This is a genomic window from Lacibacter sp., assembly GCF_057361365.1.
This window is the reverse complement of record NZ_JBMQSG010000021.1, coordinates 82,769-100,554: the sequence shown is the minus strand read 5'-3', so window position 1 is coordinate 100,554 and position 17,786 is coordinate 82,769. Positions and strand designations below refer to the sequence as shown.

16 protein-coding genes are annotated in these 17,786 nt (G+C 39.1%); 13 read left to right on the top strand and 3 right to left on the bottom strand.

From position 1 onward, the window contains the following. Positions 1 to 207: 207 nt before the first annotated feature. The 6 genes from ACO1QW_RS17820 (at position 208) to mnmE (ending at position 5,345) form a co-directional block, all read left to right on the top strand. A complete protein-coding gene (locus ACO1QW_RS17820; RefSeq protein ID WP_486260739.1) occupies positions 208 to 1,062 on the top strand; it encodes a MotA/TolQ/ExbB proton channel family protein in 855 nt (284 codons plus the stop codon). Between the two features lie 84 nt (positions 1,063 to 1,146). Continuing rightward, positions 1,147 to 1,815 (top strand): ExbD/TolR family protein, encoded by a 669-nt coding sequence (locus ACO1QW_RS17815; RefSeq protein WP_486260738.1) that lies wholly within the window; start codon positions 1,147 to 1,149, stop codon positions 1,813 to 1,815. A gap of 30 nt (positions 1,816 to 1,845) precedes the next feature. After that, positions 1,846 to 2,409, top strand: coding sequence for an ExbD/TolR family protein (locus ACO1QW_RS17810; protein WP_486260737.1), 564 nt, complete (start codon positions 1,846 to 1,848; stop codon positions 2,407 to 2,409). Between the two features lie 51 nt (positions 2,410 to 2,460). After that, a complete protein-coding gene (locus tag ACO1QW_RS17805) occupies positions 2,461 to 3,288 on the top strand; it encodes an energy transducer TonB (RefSeq protein ID WP_486260736.1) in 828 nt (275 codons plus the stop codon). Between the two features lie 169 nt (positions 3,289 to 3,457). Then, positions 3,458 to 3,928, top strand: coding sequence for an ExbD/TolR family protein (locus tag ACO1QW_RS17800; RefSeq protein ID WP_486260735.1), 471 nt, complete (start codon positions 3,458 to 3,460; stop codon positions 3,926 to 3,928). A gap of 37 nt (positions 3,929 to 3,965) precedes the next feature. Beyond that, the gene (gene mnmE, locus ACO1QW_RS17795; protein WP_486260734.1) at positions 3,966 to 5,345 is read left to right on the top strand and encodes a tRNA uridine-5-carboxymethylaminomethyl(34) synthesis GTPase MnmE; all 1,380 of its coding nucleotides are present in this window, start codon (positions 3,966 to 3,968) and stop codon (positions 5,343 to 5,345) included. Between the two features lie 54 nt (positions 5,346 to 5,399). On the opposite strand, the gene ACO1QW_RS17790 is transcribed toward mnmE, so the two are convergent. Next, on the bottom strand, positions 5,400 to 5,945 hold the full coding sequence (locus tag ACO1QW_RS17790) for a hypothetical protein (RefSeq protein ID WP_486260733.1): 546 nt from the start codon (positions 5,943 to 5,945) through the stop codon (positions 5,400 to 5,402). A gap of 410 nt (positions 5,946 to 6,355) precedes the next feature. Here ACO1QW_RS17790 and ACO1QW_RS17785 point away from each other — a divergent pair, with 410 nt between their 5' ends. The 4 genes from ACO1QW_RS17785 (at position 6,356) to ACO1QW_RS17770 (ending at position 10,205) form a co-directional block, all read left to right on the top strand. Further along, positions 6,356 to 7,114 (top strand): hypothetical protein, encoded by a 759-nt coding sequence (locus ACO1QW_RS17785; protein WP_486260732.1) that lies wholly within the window; start codon positions 6,356 to 6,358, stop codon positions 7,112 to 7,114. A gap of 293 nt (positions 7,115 to 7,407) precedes the next feature. Further along, the gene (locus ACO1QW_RS17780; RefSeq protein WP_486260731.1) at positions 7,408 to 8,007 is read left to right on the top strand and encodes a 3-keto-disaccharide hydrolase; all 600 of its coding nucleotides are present in this window, start codon (positions 7,408 to 7,410) and stop codon (positions 8,005 to 8,007) included. A 37-nt stretch (positions 8,008 to 8,044) separates the two neighbouring features. Beyond that, positions 8,045 to 9,403: a Gfo/Idh/MocA family protein gene (locus ACO1QW_RS17775; RefSeq protein ID WP_486260730.1), complete on the top strand. Its 1,359-nt coding sequence runs from the start codon at positions 8,045 to 8,047 to the stop codon at positions 9,401 to 9,403. A 61-nt stretch (positions 9,404 to 9,464) separates the two neighbouring features. After that, complete coding sequence (locus ACO1QW_RS17770) at positions 9,465 to 10,205, top strand: 3-keto-disaccharide hydrolase (RefSeq protein WP_486260729.1); 741 nt, start codon at positions 9,465 to 9,467, stop codon at positions 10,203 to 10,205. Positions 10,206 to 10,290: 85 nt separating this feature from the next. Here the strand turns inward: ACO1QW_RS17770 and ACO1QW_RS17765 are convergent, their stop codons facing one another. Further along, entirely contained in the window at positions 10,291 to 11,685 is a 1,395-nt protein-coding gene (locus tag ACO1QW_RS17765; protein WP_486260728.1) for a T9SS type A sorting domain-containing protein, read from the bottom strand. 34 nt (positions 11,686 to 11,719) lie between these two features. Next, positions 11,720 to 13,147, bottom strand: coding sequence for a hypothetical protein (locus ACO1QW_RS17760; RefSeq protein WP_486260727.1), 1,428 nt, complete (start codon positions 13,145 to 13,147; stop codon positions 11,720 to 11,722). Positions 13,148 to 13,477: 330 nt separating this feature from the next. On the opposite strand from ACO1QW_RS17760, the gene ACO1QW_RS17755 reads away from it, so the two are divergent. From ACO1QW_RS17755 to ACO1QW_RS17745, 3 genes are all read left to right on the top strand, one after another. Then, positions 13,478 to 16,498: a ligand-binding sensor domain-containing protein gene (locus tag ACO1QW_RS17755; RefSeq protein WP_486260726.1), complete on the top strand. Its 3,021-nt coding sequence runs from the start codon at positions 13,478 to 13,480 to the stop codon at positions 16,496 to 16,498. A gap of 10 nt (positions 16,499 to 16,508) precedes the next feature. Continuing rightward, on the top strand, positions 16,509 to 17,279 hold the full coding sequence (locus ACO1QW_RS17750) for a LytR/AlgR family response regulator transcription factor (RefSeq protein ID WP_486260725.1): 771 nt from the start codon (positions 16,509 to 16,511) through the stop codon (positions 17,277 to 17,279). Between the two features lie 186 nt (positions 17,280 to 17,465). Then, positions 17,466 to 17,777, top strand: a complete 312-nt coding sequence (locus ACO1QW_RS17745; protein ID WP_486260724.1) for a hypothetical protein — start codon at positions 17,466 to 17,468, stop codon at positions 17,775 to 17,777. Positions 17,778 to 17,786 lie beyond the last annotated feature (9 nt).

The following is a 17,786-nucleotide window of genomic DNA, read 5'->3' as shown; positions in this document are numbered from 1 at the left end:
CGGAGAAATGTGATAAACGGCTCAAACGATTGCAGCAAGAACTTAAAAAATTAAAATGGCGGGAAGTTGGTGAAAATAAATATTTCCCTAACTTGTGCCACCCGTATCAAGGGAATGGTTTGATTTTTTGAAAAGGAAAATTTCATAGAATTGTACCACTATTTAAGAATAAAACTTACTTAATTAAAAACCAAAAAATCAATTGTCATGGCTGAAACTAAACCAACGGCAACTAAGGCCGCAACTTCAGGTCAAGCAAAGAAGAGCAGTAACGTTATCTCTTGGATAGCGCCAATCGTATGTATCATTGCCGGTTATTTAATCTGGCGTTTCATTTTCGGTAATGCCAGCGGTTTCCAGGAGCCTGATACTGCAGGTGGTTTCTGGCCAAAACATCACAAGCCAATTGGTGAAATGAACAAGATCTACGAAGGTGGTATCATCGTTCCTTTCCTTATCGGTCTTTTCTTAATGGTAATTGTATTTTCTATTGAACGTTTCCTTACTATCAGCAAAGCAATGGGTGCAGGAAATGCTACTGATTTTATCCGTAAAGTACAGTATCATCTTGCAAACAAAAATATTGACGCTGCAATTGCTGAGTGCGATAAGCAAAAAGGATCAGTTGGTAATGTAATGAAAGCGGGTTTGAAAAAATACCGTGAAATGACAACTGAATCTGTAATGGACCACGAACAAAAAATCCAGGCAATTCAAAAAGAAGTTGAAGAAGCTACTGCGTTGGAATTACCAATGCTTTCTAAAAACCTTGTATTCTTATCAACCATTACATCTCTCGGTACGTTGATCGCCCTGTTAGGTACAGTATTGGGTATGATTCGTTCATTCGGTGCCTTGGGTGCAGCTGGTGGCGGTGGTGATGCTACAGCGTTGGCGATTGGTATCTCTGAAGCCCTTTATAACACGGCTTTGGGTATTGCCACTTCATCTTTCGCCCTCATCATGTATAATGTGTTTACAACTAAGATCGATTCGATCACTTACGGTATCGATGAAACAAGTTTCACATTAACACAGAGTTTTGCAACTCAGTACAAATAAGCTGTTCGCCTTCGAAAAATATTCGAAAACAGGCGTGTGGAATTTGACTGAATTTGAATCTTCTTATTTGAAAACTTTCAACTAATGTCTAAACTCAATAAAATAGCCAGGAAAAGTACCTGGGTCGATATGACAGCCTTCGTGGATCTGTCGTTTCTGATTCTTACTTTCTTTATGCTGGCAACGAAGTTTAAGCCACCTGAGGTGCTTAAAATTCAAAACCCTCACTCCGTATCATCAATAAACCAGCCTGAGAAGGATGTGTTTAAGGTATCGTTTGATAAAGACGGTAAAGTTTTTATCAGCTTCAGTCCTGATAAGGATGGTAAAGAGAAGGCGCAGCTCACTGCAGAAGTGTTGAACCGCCAGAAAGGTTTAGGTCTCACACCTGCTGAAATTGCAACATTTGTAAATTTTTCCGTTGGTGGTATTGGAGTTCCGGTTACTCAGTTAAAGAGTTTCCTGGCACTTTCAGAAGCTGAATACAAAGCGTTTTCTCAACCCGGTATTCCTGTTAAAGACACGTTGAACAATCAATTAAATGATTATTTGAATGCTTTAATTACAGGCACCGGTGGCCGCAAACCTGAAAACGTAATGTTGAACGGTGATAATGGAACGGAGTATCCTTATTTTAAGAATGTACTTGCTGCATTTAAAAAGAATGGTATTTTCTCCTTTAAGCTTATCACTGCGTTAGAAGGTGTGCCAAGCGGAACACCGCTTTATAAAAAGCAAAGAGAAGGTAACTAAACAACATTTTTAACTTTAATAACAAACGCTATGGGAGCAGATGTATCAGCACCGGATAGTGGGGGGCATAAGAAAGGCCCCGGGGTCAAGAAACAAGCCCGTAAAGATACCAAGGTGGATATGACGCCGATGGTGGATCTTGGGTTCCTGTTGATTACCTTTTTTATCTTCACTACAACAATGAGCACGCCCAAGGCTTTTAAGCTCAATGTTCCGGACGATAGTGCAAAAGAAGAGGAACAAAATCAGGCTAAAGCGTCGGGTGCGTTTACCGTATTGTTAGGTAAGGATAATCACATTTATTACTACGAAGGACAATTGGCCGAGGACGGTTCCAATTTCAAGACTTCTAGTTTTAAAGATATCAGAACCGAATTGCTCAGGAAGAAAGCAAATACACCTGAGAAAGATCTGGTAATTATTATTAAGCCCAACGACAATTCTGTTTACAAGAATGTGGTGGACATGCTTGATGAAATGCAGATAACTGACATTAAGCGGTATGCAATTGTTGACATATTTCCTGGCGAGGTGGCTTTAATAAACGCCACAGAAGGATCAAGCCCTCCAGCTGCTCCTGCCGGTGGAAAATAGTTTGTGGAAAATAAGCAAACCAGCATCTAATTCTAAACACAATTGTTAATTATGGAAGTAAATAAAATATTAACCGCCGATTTTCTTGACATCCTTTTCGAGGAAAGGAACAAGGAATATGGTGCTTATGAACTCCGCAAAAACTACCAGAAGAGGTTAACTACTGCGTTGCTGATAACAGCAGGTGTTGCTTTACTGATTTTTCTGATGGTAATTGTTAGCCGCAGCGTGGGCGACAGTGAAAAGAATAAAGTAAAGGTGCAGGATGTTACACTGGCAGAAATTAAGCCGGAAGAGCAACAAAAGATTGAACCGCCTCCGCCTCCTCCTCCAAAACAGGAGCCACCAAAAATTGAGATCACCAAGTTTACGCCTCCTAAAATCGTAGAAGACGAAAAATTTGATGAGAAGCAAGAAGTGAAGGAAGTGGAAGAAATCACCAACGTAGGTAAAATTGACCAGGAAGGTATTAAGGATCCCGAAATTGTGAATCCTCCAAAGGTGGAAGAAGAAACAAAAGTAGTGGAAGCTCCTAAAGAAGATCCTAACCAGGTATTTACTAAAGTGGAAGTGGAAGCCCAGTTCCCCGGTGGTGAAGGCAAATGGAACCAATATGTACAACGTGAAGTAGAGAAAAACATCGACGACCTCGTTGATGATGGTCAAGCTGGTACATGTGAAGTTCAGTTCATCGTGGATAAAGAAGGTAACGTAAGTAATGTGGAAGCATTGTCAATGAAAGGTTCTAAATTAGCAGAAGTAGCGGTAAACGCTATCAAGCGTGGACCTAAATGGATACCCGCTATTCAAAACGGTCGCCAGGTAAAAGCATGGCGTCGTCAAAAAATTACGTTCCGTCTTCCAGACGAACAACCTTAAGACCTTTTCAAGAAGGAATATACAAGCAAGTTCCCCATCGGATTTCCGATGGGGATTTTTGTTTTTATTCCTCCCGGGAGGTGAGGGTGTTGGATTGGGGTCACTAAATTATAAACGTCCATTCATATGGATTTTGTTTAGCCTTTCATTTCAATTAAAAACAAAGCTTATGGATGCCATTAATCAAACCAACAAAAGGTTACTTAATATTGATTTCGCCCCAATGGTTGATCTTGGATTTTTGCTTATCACCTTTTTCATTTTTACAACAAAGCTCACAGAGGCAAAAGCCTTTAAGTTGAATGTGCCTGACGATGGCCCCGTAAATATTCATACCACTACAATTGAATCGGGAACAATCACTTTGCAATTGAAAGGCAATGGCGTGGTGGATTACTATGAGGGATTTGAACAGAAGCCAACACAAAAAGGAACGCTTTCACTTTATGCGCAAAATTCTCTGCGAACTCACTTGATAGATAAGCGCAATCGTATTCTTCAAAGGCTCGGTACTGATTCAAACTATGTGGTTCTGATTAAGCCAACCTTAAAAACTTCGTATAAAGAGATTGTTGATGTGTTGGACGAAATGCAAATTCTTGCCATCAACAAATACGTTTTGCTGGATGACAAGCAGTAAAAGTGATCCGCATGTCAGCTTGCGTTAAATTTGCAGCATGCTCGGAAAATTAGCAGGCTGGGACGATACTATAGTTGCATTGGCTACGCCGCATGGCGTTGGAGCAATAGGTGTGATACGTTTGAGTGGAGAAAAAACAATCGACATCGTTAACCAATTGTTTCCTTCGAAAGATCTTGCAAAACAATCTTCACATACTATTCATGTGGGTTTTTTGAAAGATGGCGATCAAGTGCTTGATGAAGTAGTGGTATCACTGTTTAAAAATCCAAAAAGCTATACGGGCGAAGATGTAATTGAAATTTCCTGTCATGGTTCTCCGTTTATACAGGAACAGGTGATCAATACGATAGTAAAGTATGGCGCACGTTTAGCAAAGCCCGGCGAATTTACACAACGTGCTTTTTTAAAAGGTAAACTTGATCTTACTCAAGCCGAAGCTGTTGCTGATTTGATTGCAAGTAATACAGAAGCGTCGCAAAAAACAGCATTGCACAATATTCGTGGTGGATTTTCAACGGTATTAAAAGAGTTGAGAGATCAGTTGATCTCTTTTTCAGCGTTAATAGAATTGGAACTTGATTTTAGCCAGGAAGATGTAGAGTTTGCTGACCGCACAAAATTTTACGAACTCATTCATAGGTCGCATAAAGTTACAACCGATTTATTGCAATCTTTTCAGCTGGGTAATGTCATTAAAAATGGAGTAAGTGTAGCGATAGTTGGAAAACCTAATGCAGGTAAATCAACATTGCTCAACACTTTGTTAAATGAAAACCGTGCGATTGTAAGCGAAATTGCCGGTACAACCAGAGATACAATTGAAGAAGTAATTAATATCAACGGAATACTTTTTCGTTTGATTGATACTGCAGGTATTCGTAAGAGTACCGATGTAATTGAAGTGATAGGTGTGGAAAAAAGCATGGAGAAAATGCAACAAGCAGATCTTGTACTTTATCTTTTTGATGTAAACACCGAAGCGACAACTGAACTTGAAACTGCATTATTGCAGGTGCAGGAACTAAATAAAAACTACCTCCTTGTTGGGAATAAAGTGGATGTATTAGGTGAAGATGCAGCACAGGAGAAATTTTCAGGTGATGGGGTTTTATTTATTGCTGCAAAATCGCACAAATATATTGATGTATTAAAGGAAAGGCTGGTCGATAAAGTTGTGCAAGGAACAGTACATACAGAAAGCACAATAGTTACCAACGCAAGACATTATGCGGCATTGCAGGAAGTTGAAAAATCATTGAATGATATTAAAGCTGGATTGGATAATCAACTGCCTGGTGATTTGCTGGCATTGGATATTCGCCGCTGCCTGCATTTTCTTGGGGAGATAACAGGTGAGATCACGAATGAAGATCGATTGGATTATATCTTTAGTAAGTTTTGTATCGGAAAATAAAAAGCGTCGCCTGGAAAAAGCAACGCCGGAAACCAAAAAAACTGCATAAGAGAATTAAGGAATGTCGATACTCCTGATTGTACATTCATTGATGATTTTACCTGTACCATATTTATCCCAAAAGACCACTTGTATGTTATAATTTTTTTCCCACTCCATCGGTGAGCCGGTGTTAATGGTACACTTTAATCTGGTAGCTGAATCTTTTTTAAAAACATCATTGCCGGCAAAGAGATCTTTTTCTTCTAATATAATCTTTCCCGCTTCATCGCTGATGCGTAAAGAGCAGCCAGCTGATACATTTCCATTCTTTTCGATCAGGCCGGCAATTTCATCATTCACCAACACAAAACTTTCGCCCAAAGGAATATCGGTATGGCCCAGCACTTCATTGTTCATGATAAGAAAAACCGACTTTGGTTGCATGTTAATGTACTGTGCAGTTAATCCTGTATTAAAATCTTTTGTAACACCTGCTATCTTTTTACTGCCACATGATAAAAGTAAAAGCGAAAGAAAAAAGCAGGAGGCAGCCGGCAATTGAATCGCCGGCCTGCCCTTCATGCTTAATAAAATGCGTAGGGTGTTTTTCAGCAGCATGCCCTTTTTGAAGGGCTTGTATTTATTGTTTCTGTCCTGCAAATACATAAAGGTGTTTCTCTTTGTTAAATCAACAGTGTAAAAGTGCAGTAAACAAAAGCGAAGTAAAAATTAATAAGGGTGAACCGCTGTTTTTACCGTTCGAAGCGTAGAAAAAGGCCATTAAAGTGATTGATAATCGTTGTGCTTTTCCTGGCATATTCTTTTGTGGCGGCCCGTTCAATATTTTTTAAGATTGAAGCTTTCAACGGATTGAAATTTTAAAACTCAAAACTATCCATTTGAACACTTGCAACAATTTCAATTCAATTGGCTTTTGATACTCTCTAATTAATCAAACTGATTCTTGACTGTCTTAAGTTTTCATCAGGATTTTTTCTGTTTCAATTTTACGGTCTAAAGTATAATTTATGAAAGTGTTGATCGCTTCTATAGTAGCAGCCTTGCTGTTGTTGAATTGCAGAAAAGAAATAATGGTAGCTGTTCCAAAATCGAAGTCGGTAGTTAACGGCCAGTTGACCACTATTACTGACGATGATGGTAAGAACCATCATCTGCTCTATAATGATCATGGGTATTTGCTGGCTTTTACTGCGGGAGATGCTGTTATATATTATAAGCCCGGTAATAGTCACTTCGCTACATTGATAGCGAAGGGTACTAATGAAACAGTAACCTATAAGAATGCGGAGCAAGGCACTAGTGGCAGAGTGAATCATTTCGAAAAATATGTGAATGAACAGAAGATGGCGGATGTAAGATTTATATATAGTGCGAATGGATATCTCATCAATCAAACGGTCACACCAACGGAATCAGGATTTGTACGTGAGTTTATTTATACCTATACGAACGGAAATCTTAAAACTGTAGAAGAATTTATAAACGGCAGATTGCAATCAACAGCATCAATTGAGTACTACAGCAACTTAAATAACTCTTTGCCTGTTGACTTTCTCGATACAAGGCAGATTGGGTTTGTAAACGACAACCAGTTTGGTAAGCAATCAAAGAACCTGGTAAAAACTGCGAAAGTTTTTGATGAAGATGGTGAACTGCTTGTGCAGGTTGATCATTTCTATAAAATAGATGCCGGCGGCATTGCCAAATCATTGGAAATGCGTAGCGGCAACCGCCTACTAAAGAAGTATAATTTTATTTCTCAATAATCAACTTGGTTATCATCAAGTAAAAGTGTAGTGGCGTGAACCAAATCGCCGATTCAGCCAGCCCGCTAATTAGCTGGCTTTACTAGTTTTCAACAAGCTATCCCGCCTTCTCCGTTTTAAGGATAATGATTCAATCATGCATCTCGACATTAGTGCAATCGGTTGACTAAAAAATCAGCGACTCCGCTACTGTTAAATCAGTATATTGTCAGATAAAGATGTGTCCACAAAAATTTATCGAAACTGATTTTTGTGGACATATTATGAGGCAATAAAAAAATAAAAGTCAACGCATGAGATACCTGGCAATACTTCTTCCTGTTTTCTTACTTTCTGCACAAAGCATTCGCCCAAAGTTTAAAAAAATATTCAACGGTAAAGATCTTAGTAACTGGACCATCCACGGTACTGAAAAATGGTATGTTGAAAATGGAGAGTTGGTATGTGAAAGCGGACCTGATAAACAGTATGGATATCTTTCAACCAACAAGGGGCACAAAAATTTTATTCTTACCCTGAAATTTAAGCTTGAGGCTAATGGTAACAGTGGTGTTTTCTTTCGTTCGGGTATTGAAGGCACAAAGATCAGTGGATGGCAGGTAGAGGTGGCTCCACCCGATCATAATAGCGGCGGTATTTACGAATCGTATGGAAGAGGTTGGCTTATTAAACCAAAGCCTGAAGATGAAAAACAATTAAAGGCCGATGATTGGAACGACATGCGTATACAGGTAATTAATGATGAAGTAACCACATGGCTCAACGGCAAACAAATGATCTATTTAAAAGATGATAAAATAGGTGCAGGACAGGGATTTATTGCTTTGCAAATACACGATGGCGGCGGAATAAAAGTAAGGTGGAAAGATATTCTCATCAAACAGCTCAAGTAAATGATTAACTTATTCAATAACCTCTAACAGTAAAATAATGTCAGCATCATCACGCAGGCGGTTTCTTAAAAATCTTGCCACTTCAACTGCTGCAGTAGCAGTAGGTTCGAACAGTTTTGCATCAGAAAATAACTCCGGTTACGTTGAAACATTAAGGAGAAAAACACCTGGCGCAAATGATAAAATAAATATTGCACTCATTGGTAGTGGTGGTATGGGTGTACAAGATACCATTACTGCACTGCAGGTTCCCGGCATTAAACTGGTAGCCGCTTGTGATCTTTATGATGGTCGTTTAAAAGATGCAAAAGCAAAATGGGGTGCCGATCTTGTTACAACCCGTAGCTACAAAGAAATATTGAACAGGAAAGATATTGATGCAGTGATCATTGCTACACCCGATCATTGGCATCAGCAAATTTCAATTGATGCTTTACATGCAGGTAAACATGTTTATTGCGAAAAACCAATGGTGCATTCTATTGGCGAAGGACCAGCAGTAATAAAAGCACAAAAAGAAACCGGTAAAATTTTCCAGGTAGGCAGCCAGGGTGTCTCTTCACTCGGTAATGAAAAAGCAAAAGAGTTATTGAAAGACGGGGCCATAGGTAAACTCAATTATGCGGAAGGTTTTTGGGCAAGACATTCACCAACCGGTGCATGGCAATATCCTATTCCGGCAGATGCTTCGCCTGCAACAGTTGATTGGGATACGTTTGTGAGCAATACAAATAAACGATCTTTTGATGCCACACGTTTCTTCCGTTGGAGAAATTATAAAGATTATGGTACTGGCATGTCGGGCGATTTGTTTGTACATCTTTTTTCGAGTCTGCATTTTATTACAAATTCATTTGGTCCCAATAAAGTTTATGCATCAGGTGGTCTTCGCTACTGGGAAGATGGCCGTGAAGTTCCCGACGTATTGTTGGGAACGTTTGATTATCCGCAAAGCAAAGCGCACCCCGCATTCAACCTTTCATTGCGTTGCAATTTTGTTGATGGAACAAGCGGCACAACTTACCTGAAACTTGTGGGTAGCGAAGGATCAATGGATGTTACATGGGATAGTGTCACTCTAAAAAGAAACAAGAGTTTTGATTCGGATGATCCGTTTTTTATTGAGCAAATGAAAAAGGCAGGAACACCGGTAACAGGTCGTAAACGAATATTAGCTCCGGAAGAATATACGTTTGCAGCAGAGAAGGGTTATCTCGGCGGACCTTATGATCATTTCGCCAACTTCTTTAATGCGATAAGGAACGGCGGACAGGTAGCTGAAGATGCAACTTTTGGTTATAGAGCAGCTGCTCCGGCGTTATTGTGTAATGATAGCTATAACCAGGATAAAGCTATTTTATGGAATCCTGAACAAATGTTATTGGTGAAAAAATAAACGGAACAATATATTCTGCATTTTCAAAATTGGTATTTATCTCAAAAAATTATAAAAGCGCATGAAAAGAACTACGTTTAAAAAAATGGGAATTTCATTGTTGGTGATAAGTCTTATTGCCTGCACTGATAAAAACATTAAAAAAAATACTGTGACCAACGACCAACCTGAAACAAAAACAGAAGCCGAATGGATCAGCCTGTTTGATGGGAAGACATTGAGCGGCTGGCATGGTTTCAACAAAAAAGGTGAAGTAAAAAACTGGATTATTGAAGATTCTGCATTGGTTTGTCTTGGTGCAGCCCACGGAGATACGGGTGGAGATATTGTTAGTGATAAAGAGTTTGAAAACTTTGAACTCATATGGGATTGGAAAATTACTAAAGGCGGTAACAGTGGTGTCATGTATCATGTAATAGAAGATCCAAAATATAAAGCACCTTATGAAACAGGCCCCGAGTACCAGGTACTGGATGATGTTGGCTTTCCGGAGAAATTAGAAGAATGGCAAAAAACCGGAGCTGATTATGCAATGAACTTAGCAAACGATAAAAAGAAATTAAAACCTGTAGGTGAATGGAACAACAGTAAGATCGTTTTTAATAAAGGGCATGTTGAACATTGGTTGAATGGTGAAAAAATTGTGGAGTTCCAGGCTTGGGATGAAACATGGACGAAAGCCAAGACTGAAGGCAAATGGAAAGACTATCCTGATTATGGTTCGGCAAAAAAAGGAAGAATAGCTTTACAGGACCACGGTAACAAAGCTTACTTTAAAAATATCATGATACGGGAATTGTAATTGTATCTGCTTGTTTTTAATAAACAAAGGCTGCCTTAGTTTTATGCTAAGACAGCCTTTCTTATTTAAGATAGATTGTTAGTTGTTACTGTACAATTATTCTTACGGATTCTAAACCTTCTACTTTCAGAATATAAACACCAGTACGTAAGCTGTTTACTTTTTCCTGTTGTTGGTTAAATACTTTGAACTGTTTTATTACCTTACCATCAATCGTAAAGAGGGTTGCACTTGTTTCTTTCTCGATTCCATTCACAACAAACCAGAAATTACCATTGTTAGGATTAGGTCCAACGGTCACTTTTGCGTCTGCCACTTCATCTATCATACGATTGTTACCATTTCCACCGCCGCCGTTTCCTTTAGTTTTCCCCGCTATATTAATAATGGGTGAGTAGGTAACGTTATTTGCTTTGTCAATAATTTTCAAGCGGTAGTAAGATATTCCGGTATGTGCATTTGCATCAACAGTTTGATACGATAATGTTGTACTACTGTTACCGCCTGCCGCCTGTGAATTAATAAATGCTTTGTCCGTAAAATCAACTTCTGTATCAAGTCGGCGTTGCACCTGGAATCCACTCATATTATTTTCAGTTTGAGTACTCCATTTTAATTGCACATCAGTTGCTTTCTTACGACTTCCGGTAAATGTTAAACCGGTTACAGCACTGGCGCTTGTATTGTCGTTGGCCAAAGTGAATAACGAAAGACTTGCAACTCCTGTTTTTTCAACATAGTTTGAAGAGGTGCTGTTACTTGTTCTTGAAAGATTGATCCAGTTTATACCTGCATCAGAACTTTGATAGGTTGCAAGGTTATTCTCGATCTGCCCATTTAACTCCGCATCAAAATATTTAAAGCGTATAGTTGCATTTAAATTACCGTTCGTTGCAGGTTCAATCGAGTAATAACGATTTACACTTCCTGATAAACCTGTGCCTGTTTGCGAAGTATGCCCACGACGAATGGTAACGGAGCCGAGGTTAACAGCAGTGCTGATAAATGCACCGAGGCCACCGGGGTTAGAGCTGTTTGGTGCACTGAGGTTTTGTATAACCTGGATATAACCGCCACTTGCACCGGTTACCCTGTTCAACTCTGTTTCATTATTTAAGTAGGCAGCTGATGAAAGAAAAATATTACTTCCATTCATGTCTAACTGTCCTGATACAAAGTTGATCGAGTGTTGTATGTTGATGTTGTTACTAAGCAAAACTTTTGAACTATTCGTCTTAGCCATTTCCAACATGTAAAATCCTGAAGTGCTGCTGCCGCTGATGGTAGAGTTTTGAAATCCTGCAAATTTGAATATGCCGGTTCCAGATGTAATCACGCCGTCGTTAACGAGGTTCAGATCCTGCAGCACCACCGAAACGTTACCGCCGGTAACCCATTGCGTTCCGCCACTGACCGTAAGTTGAGCCAATGCTCTCATACCCGTTATGCTCAGCAGCAGAATTATTAAATATTTTTTCATTGCTCGTATTTAAAAGTTAAAGCGAGTGATTTGCTTAGAAAGAGAATACCATGTGACCATTAAAGAAAACCTGGTCGTAGCTATCCAGCATTAAAGAAGGAAGAGATGAAAAGTTGTATTGTCTTACCCCAACATACACTTTGTCGCCCGCCAGTAAGGTTACATCACCGCTTACAGCTACTGAAGTATTATCCAGGCTTGACACATACGCACCTTTTCTAAGCAAGGTTGATGTTGCACCATCTCGTACCAGCATGATAACGATTTCAATATCTGTATAGTCGAGTAGAACTGCGGGTACAAATTGAATTGAAGCATCGAAATGATATAAACCCCTCACCGGAATTGTGTAGGTGCTTGTATTACCGGTTTCAGTTCCGTTATAAGGTGTGTAGCCGTTTCCGAAATCATAACCCACCGCTTTGAACTCAACCTTTGAATAAACAGGGGCGGCAAATGTTGATGCTATTATTGAGTTTGTAAGACCGATTGCATCAGCTACTCCAGCAGCTCTGAAAGCAATTTTCGCAGGGGTTTGTGCTGCTTGCCATGTTGCATTTCCATTGGCATCACTGGTTAATACTTTACCAGCACCAGGTGCAGTATTACCACCTGCAATTTTTACATTCCCATTTACATTTAAAGCAAGACCGGAAATACTGTTTGCGTATAATCCCGTACCTGCAATGCTTCCTGCTGACATACCAGTGCCATTTGTACTGTAACCAATTACCCCAGTGCCGGTACCTGAAGCTTCGCCTCTTACACCAACACCATTGGTAGATGTATTGATACCAAACACCCCATTCGCACCGTTTACAGATGCTTCGCCTCTTACACCCGAACTACTAACAGCGCTTGTAGTACTTAAAATTCCATTATTGTTTGTTGAACTTGCGTGAATACCCACACCACCACCAGTATTGTTAGCCCTTATGGTTGGTATTGTATTAGCAGGGTTTGTTGTGAATGCATGTATGGCGTTACTTGTATAGCTTGTTGCAAGGATGCCCATATTATTACTGGTATTTACATTAATACCGAAGCCATTGGTTGTGTAAATATTTAAACCAGTACCGGCGCCTAAATTTCCTATTTGAAGTACATCGCCGGTGCCGTTGTTTTCAATTTTAAAAGCGGGTGTTGAAAGACTAACGTTTTGGCTAAACGGTAGTGAAAAATTGCCACTGCCAGAAGTTGTAAGGTTACTCCATGCAACGCCGTTAAATGCCCAGATACTTTTTGTATCTGTATCAAAAACGAGTAAACCCAATACAGGCGCTGCAATAGCAGAGCGTTGAGCGGAGGTCATACGTGGTATTAACATGCCTTTTGTTGTACTCTTTACATCAAAAATGGAACTGCCATGTGCTGAAGTGCCATCGGTGTTTACAGCTACGCTTTGGGCCTGCGTAAAAAATGTAATGACGATAAGTGAGAAGGATAGCATTAGCTTTTTCATTTTTAGTTTGGTTTTTTTGCTTGTTAAAATTTGGTGTTTGTATTTGTTTGAAACTCAAAAATGAAAAAGAGTGTCGCATGATAAAAGTTTATGATCCTTAAATGACAGATGAAAAGCTTAAAGTGACCTTATTTTAATTTGAAGTGTAAGGCGTGTTTGAAAGAAAAAAATCGGTTGAAAACGACGCAGTACTCACCTCGCCTGCGCTACTCTACATTTCGTTTTATTTTTAGTACAGTTCAATTCAATTTTAGACACATCAAAGGGCTAAACTTGTGCAGCCCACCAGTTTTAACTAGCTTTCCGTTACTCAAATAATTTAATCTGCAGTTGAGAAAGTATCTTATTATATCGTTGTTTCTGTTTGCGTTTTCTGAATTGTCATCGCAGTCATCAGAATTTATTTTTCACAATATTGGCGAGCGCCAAGGCCTCAGTTACAATGCCTGTTACAGTATATTAAAAGACAGTAGGGGACTTTTATGGGTGGGCACGGTAAATGGTTTAAGCCGTTATGATGGTGCACATTTTTATAATTTCAATACCGGAAATACTAGTCGTTCATTTCTTAACAGCGAAGTGATTGATTTGTGTGAGGACAGCATCGGCAATATCTGGGGAGGGACGGCCAGCGGCATTTTCTGTTACGATGTAAAACGCAATCGCTTCATTAATTATATTCCTCCAACTCTCGATTTTGCCAGGCGGATACAAAACATTATCTGCGACCGGAATGGAAATATCTGGGCGACCAGTGAATGGAATATTCTTAAGTTCAACAAGCTGAAGAAAAAATTTGAAGAAATAGGGCCGCTTACAAAAGATAAAGACTCTTTAAGAGCATACTCTGTAAGACAGAATGGTTTGGTGGAAGATCCGTCGGGAAACGGTTTGTGGTTTGCTACACGCTCAGGATTGCATTTTTATAATATTTCAGAAAATAAATTCTATGGCTATAGAAATCAACCAGGCGATTCTTTGTTTACAAACCACGGCATAGCTGCACTGTCATTAGCAAAAGGAGGGTACTTCTGGTTCTTCGATAATGTTACCAAAGACATTGTTGCCTTTGATCCGTCAACACACAAAATTCTTCACCGCATCCAGGTTGGAAGTTCGATGGCCAATTCATTTGGGCAAACTATTTTTGAAGACAGTGAAAACAAACTTTGGGTAAGTACATGGAATAAAAATATGGTGGTAATTGATTATAAGAAAAATCATTTTACAACCATCGCCTATAAAAATGAAAATCCTCTTTCCATTGCTGGTGATAATTTTTGGGATGCGTGGGAAGATAAAGACAAAAACATTTGGCTGGCCACGGCTGGTGGCATTTCGAAATGTAACTATTCAAAAAGTGTGTACAGCATTACATCAATTACTGAGAAAGTGCCGGAAATGAAAAACGCATCGCTGGGCGCATTTACTATTGATATAAGAGATAATAGCTGGTGGATAGCATCTGAAGGGTATGTTTCACTTATTCATTATTATCCTAAATCGGGCAAGTATCAATTCTTCGATTTTTCAAAATCTGTAAAGAACAGGTTTGGACAACAGGCCGGCCCTGTTTTTAATGTGGGCTTTATGGATTCCCAACCGTATATATTTACGCATAACGGTATTTGGAAAATAAATGAGAAAACTAAGCAGTTGATTCCTTTTGAAAAGCAATTTAATGATTGGCCCTATATTCACTCGAATCATTTTACAGAGCGTGGCGATGATGTTTGGTTTTCAACTGCAGAGGGGCATATAAAATGGAATAAAAAATCGAACCATGCTGTGAAAATTAAAATGCAGGTTGATATGCTGGCCGATGGGCAGCGAGTTGTTTACACACCAATGTTTTTTGATAGGTCAGGAACGCCCTGGTTTATTCCTGCATTTGGATGGCTGGCCTACATAACTGACAAAAATGAAATAACCGTAACATACTACGTAAAGAATAAACCTAAAGAACTAGCTGGCTACCTGACTTCACTGGCAAATGATAAACAGGGAAATATATGGATGGCAGCAGTAGGTATTGGTTTGTATAAATATGATGTACAAAAAAGGGAAATGCATTTATATGATCAGGCGAATGGAATTACAAGTTTCGCCCGCCAGGCTGTTGCTGATAACAATGAACGTATATGGATTGCAGCGCTAAATAAGTTTTCCGTTTTCAACCCGGTTACGAAAAGCATCAGCCATTATAACATACCCCTTTACGAAAATACACATAACTATGGCAACGTTACATTGGCCGATAGGAATGGAGCTATACTTTCAACTTTGTATAAAGACATTGTCACGTTTATGCCGGATAGGCTGAACCTGAAACCAACCTTAATAGCACCTTCTTTAAGCCTGGTAAAAATTTCAGGGAAAGATAAATTGATTGTTGATGAAACAAATCTTCAGCTGGAGCCCAATCAAAATTCGCTGGAGTTCAGTTTCGGTTCATTAATAAATGGGGCAATTTTCTCTTATTCATTTGAATATAAACTAGACGGCTTTGATAAAAAATGGGTGACTGCAAATAACAGTGCAGTTGCACAGTACAACAACCTTGATCCGGGCAATTATATTTTCAGGGTAAAGGTTGTGGCAAAAGATGGATCCTGGCAAACGCCTGAACGCATTATTGCTTTAACCATACGCACACCATTTTATAAAGCACTCTGGTTTTGGTGCACAATAGGTTTTTTGCTTGCGGCGGCTTTACTGTTTTTTTACCGTTTTCGATTGCAAAAGCAGCAGCAAATTCTTTCGCTTAAATCAAAAGCCCAGCTGTTAGAGAAGGAGAAAACGCTGGCAATGTATGAAAGCCTGAAACAGCAACTTAATCCCCATTTTTTATTTAACTCACTTACGTCGTTATCCGGCCTTATAGAAACCGATCAGCAAAGAGCAGGTGATTTTCTTGAACAGATGTCGGGCATATACCGTTATATTTTAAAGAATGGTGACAGTGAAACGGTTTTTTTGAAAGATGAAATAGAATTTGTACAGCTCTACATCAATCTGCAGCAAACACGTTTCAAAAAAGGATTACAGATTAATATGAATGTGCCCGATGAATATCTTCATTACAAGATTGCCCCGGTTACATTGCAAAACATGATTGAGAATGCCATTAAGCATAATGTTATTGATGTAAGTACACCGCTTGTGATCGATATTTTTATTGAGGACGATTACGTAGTGGTGAAAAACAATCTGCAGCGAAAGCACGTAGTGGAAACTTCTAACAAAAAGGGCCTGGCACAGTTTACAACCCTTTACCGTTACCTCAGCAATTTGCCCGTTATTATTGAAGAAACAGATCAATATTTCCAGATAAAAGTTCCTCTTATTTAAAACATCAATTATGAAAGCAGTAATCATTGAAGACGAAGAGATCATCGCTAACGTATTGGAGAATAAAATAAAAAAAGTGGCTCCTGACGTAGAAGTAACGCATGTGCTTTCCAGTTTAAAAACAGCACGTAAATGGCTGGGTGAAAATGCAGAACCCGATCTTTTGTTTATGGATATACAGTTGAGCGATGGCGTAAGCTTCGATATTTTCAACGATTTTAATCTTACATGCCCTGTCATCTTCACAACTGCTTATGATGAATATGCCATTCGTGCATTTAAAGTAAACAGTGTAGATTATTTGCTAAAGCCTGTAAAGGAAAAGGAACTGGCCGATGCTATTGAAAAATGCAGGAAGATTCAGAAAAACAATGAAAAACCACCTGCCGATTTTGCTGCACTTCTTCAGTCAATTGGTAATCCTGCTTCTGCATCAAAATATAAAGAGCGTTTTATTGTAAACGTGCGTAATCAATGGATGCCCATTAATGCCAGTGATATTGCCTGCTTTTCTAAAGAAGTGCTGAATTACATTTACCTGTTTAACGGCGAAAAATACATTATTGATTATGTAACGCTTGAAGAGGTGGAAGAGTTGCTTGATCCCCGTTTGTTTTACAGAGCCAATCGTCAATTCATTATCAATATTGGAGCAATACAATCGGTAAAGCCGGTTGAGAATTCAAAACTTATCATTAAGCTAAAAGAACCGAATCATAAACTCGAGATTGATATGAGCCGGTTAAAAAGCCCGGAGTTTAAAAAATGGCTCGACCGCTAAAACTAAAAAGCACTTTCCACGGAAAGTGCTTTTTAGTTTTAGCGGTAATAGTTTCAATTCACAGTGCATTCCTCATGTGTATAATTATATTGCTTGTACACTTCATTTCAAAATTCATACGCTTCACGCTATTAAATTTTTAACCGGCGATTATCAGTTCAATATTTGCAGTACAAATTGCAGGATATGTTGCTACACTGGTTCAACAGGCTCATTCAAAAAAACAACAGGCGCTTGGTTTATGAGCAGTTGCAATGGCAAAGGTTTTTGTTGCGAACCGGTGTTTCTGCAACTGCATATATTCTTGATATGGTGGAGGAAAAGGATCAGTTGCCCGGGTATGTTCAACTAAGGATGTGGATGATGTTAAGAGTTAAAGGAGTTGTAACCTACAGGCACACGCAAACTTTGTTAAGTAAGGAACAAAAACCACTCATCGGCGATACGATACATATCAAGTGTTGTCCTGATGATCTCTCAAGAATATTAATAGTTTAATCATCACAT

Bases quoted from the DNA above. Each gene is read 5' to 3' on its own strand.
- ACO1QW_RS17820 (WP_486260739.1), top strand. From the start codon at position 208: ATGGCTGAAACTAAACCAACGGCAACTAAGGCCGCAACTTCAGGTCAA.
- ACO1QW_RS17815 (WP_486260738.1), top strand. From the start codon at position 1,147: ATGTCTAAACTCAATAAAATAGCCAGGAAAAGTACCTGGGTCGATATG.
- ACO1QW_RS17810 (WP_486260737.1), top strand. From the start codon at position 1,846: ATGGGAGCAGATGTATCAGCACCGGATAGTGGGGGGCATAAGAAAGGC.
- ACO1QW_RS17805 (WP_486260736.1), top strand. From the start codon at position 2,461: ATGGAAGTAAATAAAATATTAACCGCCGATTTTCTTGACATCCTTTTC.
- ACO1QW_RS17800 (WP_486260735.1), top strand. From the start codon at position 3,458: ATGGATGCCATTAATCAAACCAACAAAAGGTTACTTAATATTGATTTC.
- mnmE (WP_486260734.1), top strand. From the start codon at position 3,966: ATGCTCGGAAAATTAGCAGGCTGGGACGATACTATAGTTGCATTGGCT.
- ACO1QW_RS17790 (WP_486260733.1), bottom strand. From the start codon at position 5,945: ATGCTGCTGAAAAACACCCTACGCATTTTATTAAGCATGAAGGGCAGG.
- ACO1QW_RS17785 (WP_486260732.1), top strand. From the start codon at position 6,356: ATGAAAGTGTTGATCGCTTCTATAGTAGCAGCCTTGCTGTTGTTGAAT.
- ACO1QW_RS17780 (WP_486260731.1), top strand. From the start codon at position 7,408: ATGAGATACCTGGCAATACTTCTTCCTGTTTTCTTACTTTCTGCACAA.
- ACO1QW_RS17775 (WP_486260730.1), top strand. From the start codon at position 8,045: ATGTCAGCATCATCACGCAGGCGGTTTCTTAAAAATCTTGCCACTTCA.
- ACO1QW_RS17770 (WP_486260729.1), top strand. From the start codon at position 9,465: ATGAAAAGAACTACGTTTAAAAAAATGGGAATTTCATTGTTGGTGATA.
- ACO1QW_RS17765 (WP_486260728.1), bottom strand. From the start codon at position 11,685: ATGAAAAAATATTTAATAATTCTGCTGCTGAGCATAACGGGTATGAGA.
- ACO1QW_RS17760 (WP_486260727.1), bottom strand. From the start codon at position 13,147: ATGAAAAAGCTAATGCTATCCTTCTCACTTATCGTCATTACATTTTTT.
- ACO1QW_RS17750 (WP_486260725.1), top strand. From the start codon at position 16,509: ATGAAAGCAGTAATCATTGAAGACGAAGAGATCATCGCTAACGTATTG.
- ACO1QW_RS17745 (WP_486260724.1), top strand. From the start codon at position 17,466: ATGTTGCTACACTGGTTCAACAGGCTCATTCAAAAAAACAACAGGCGC.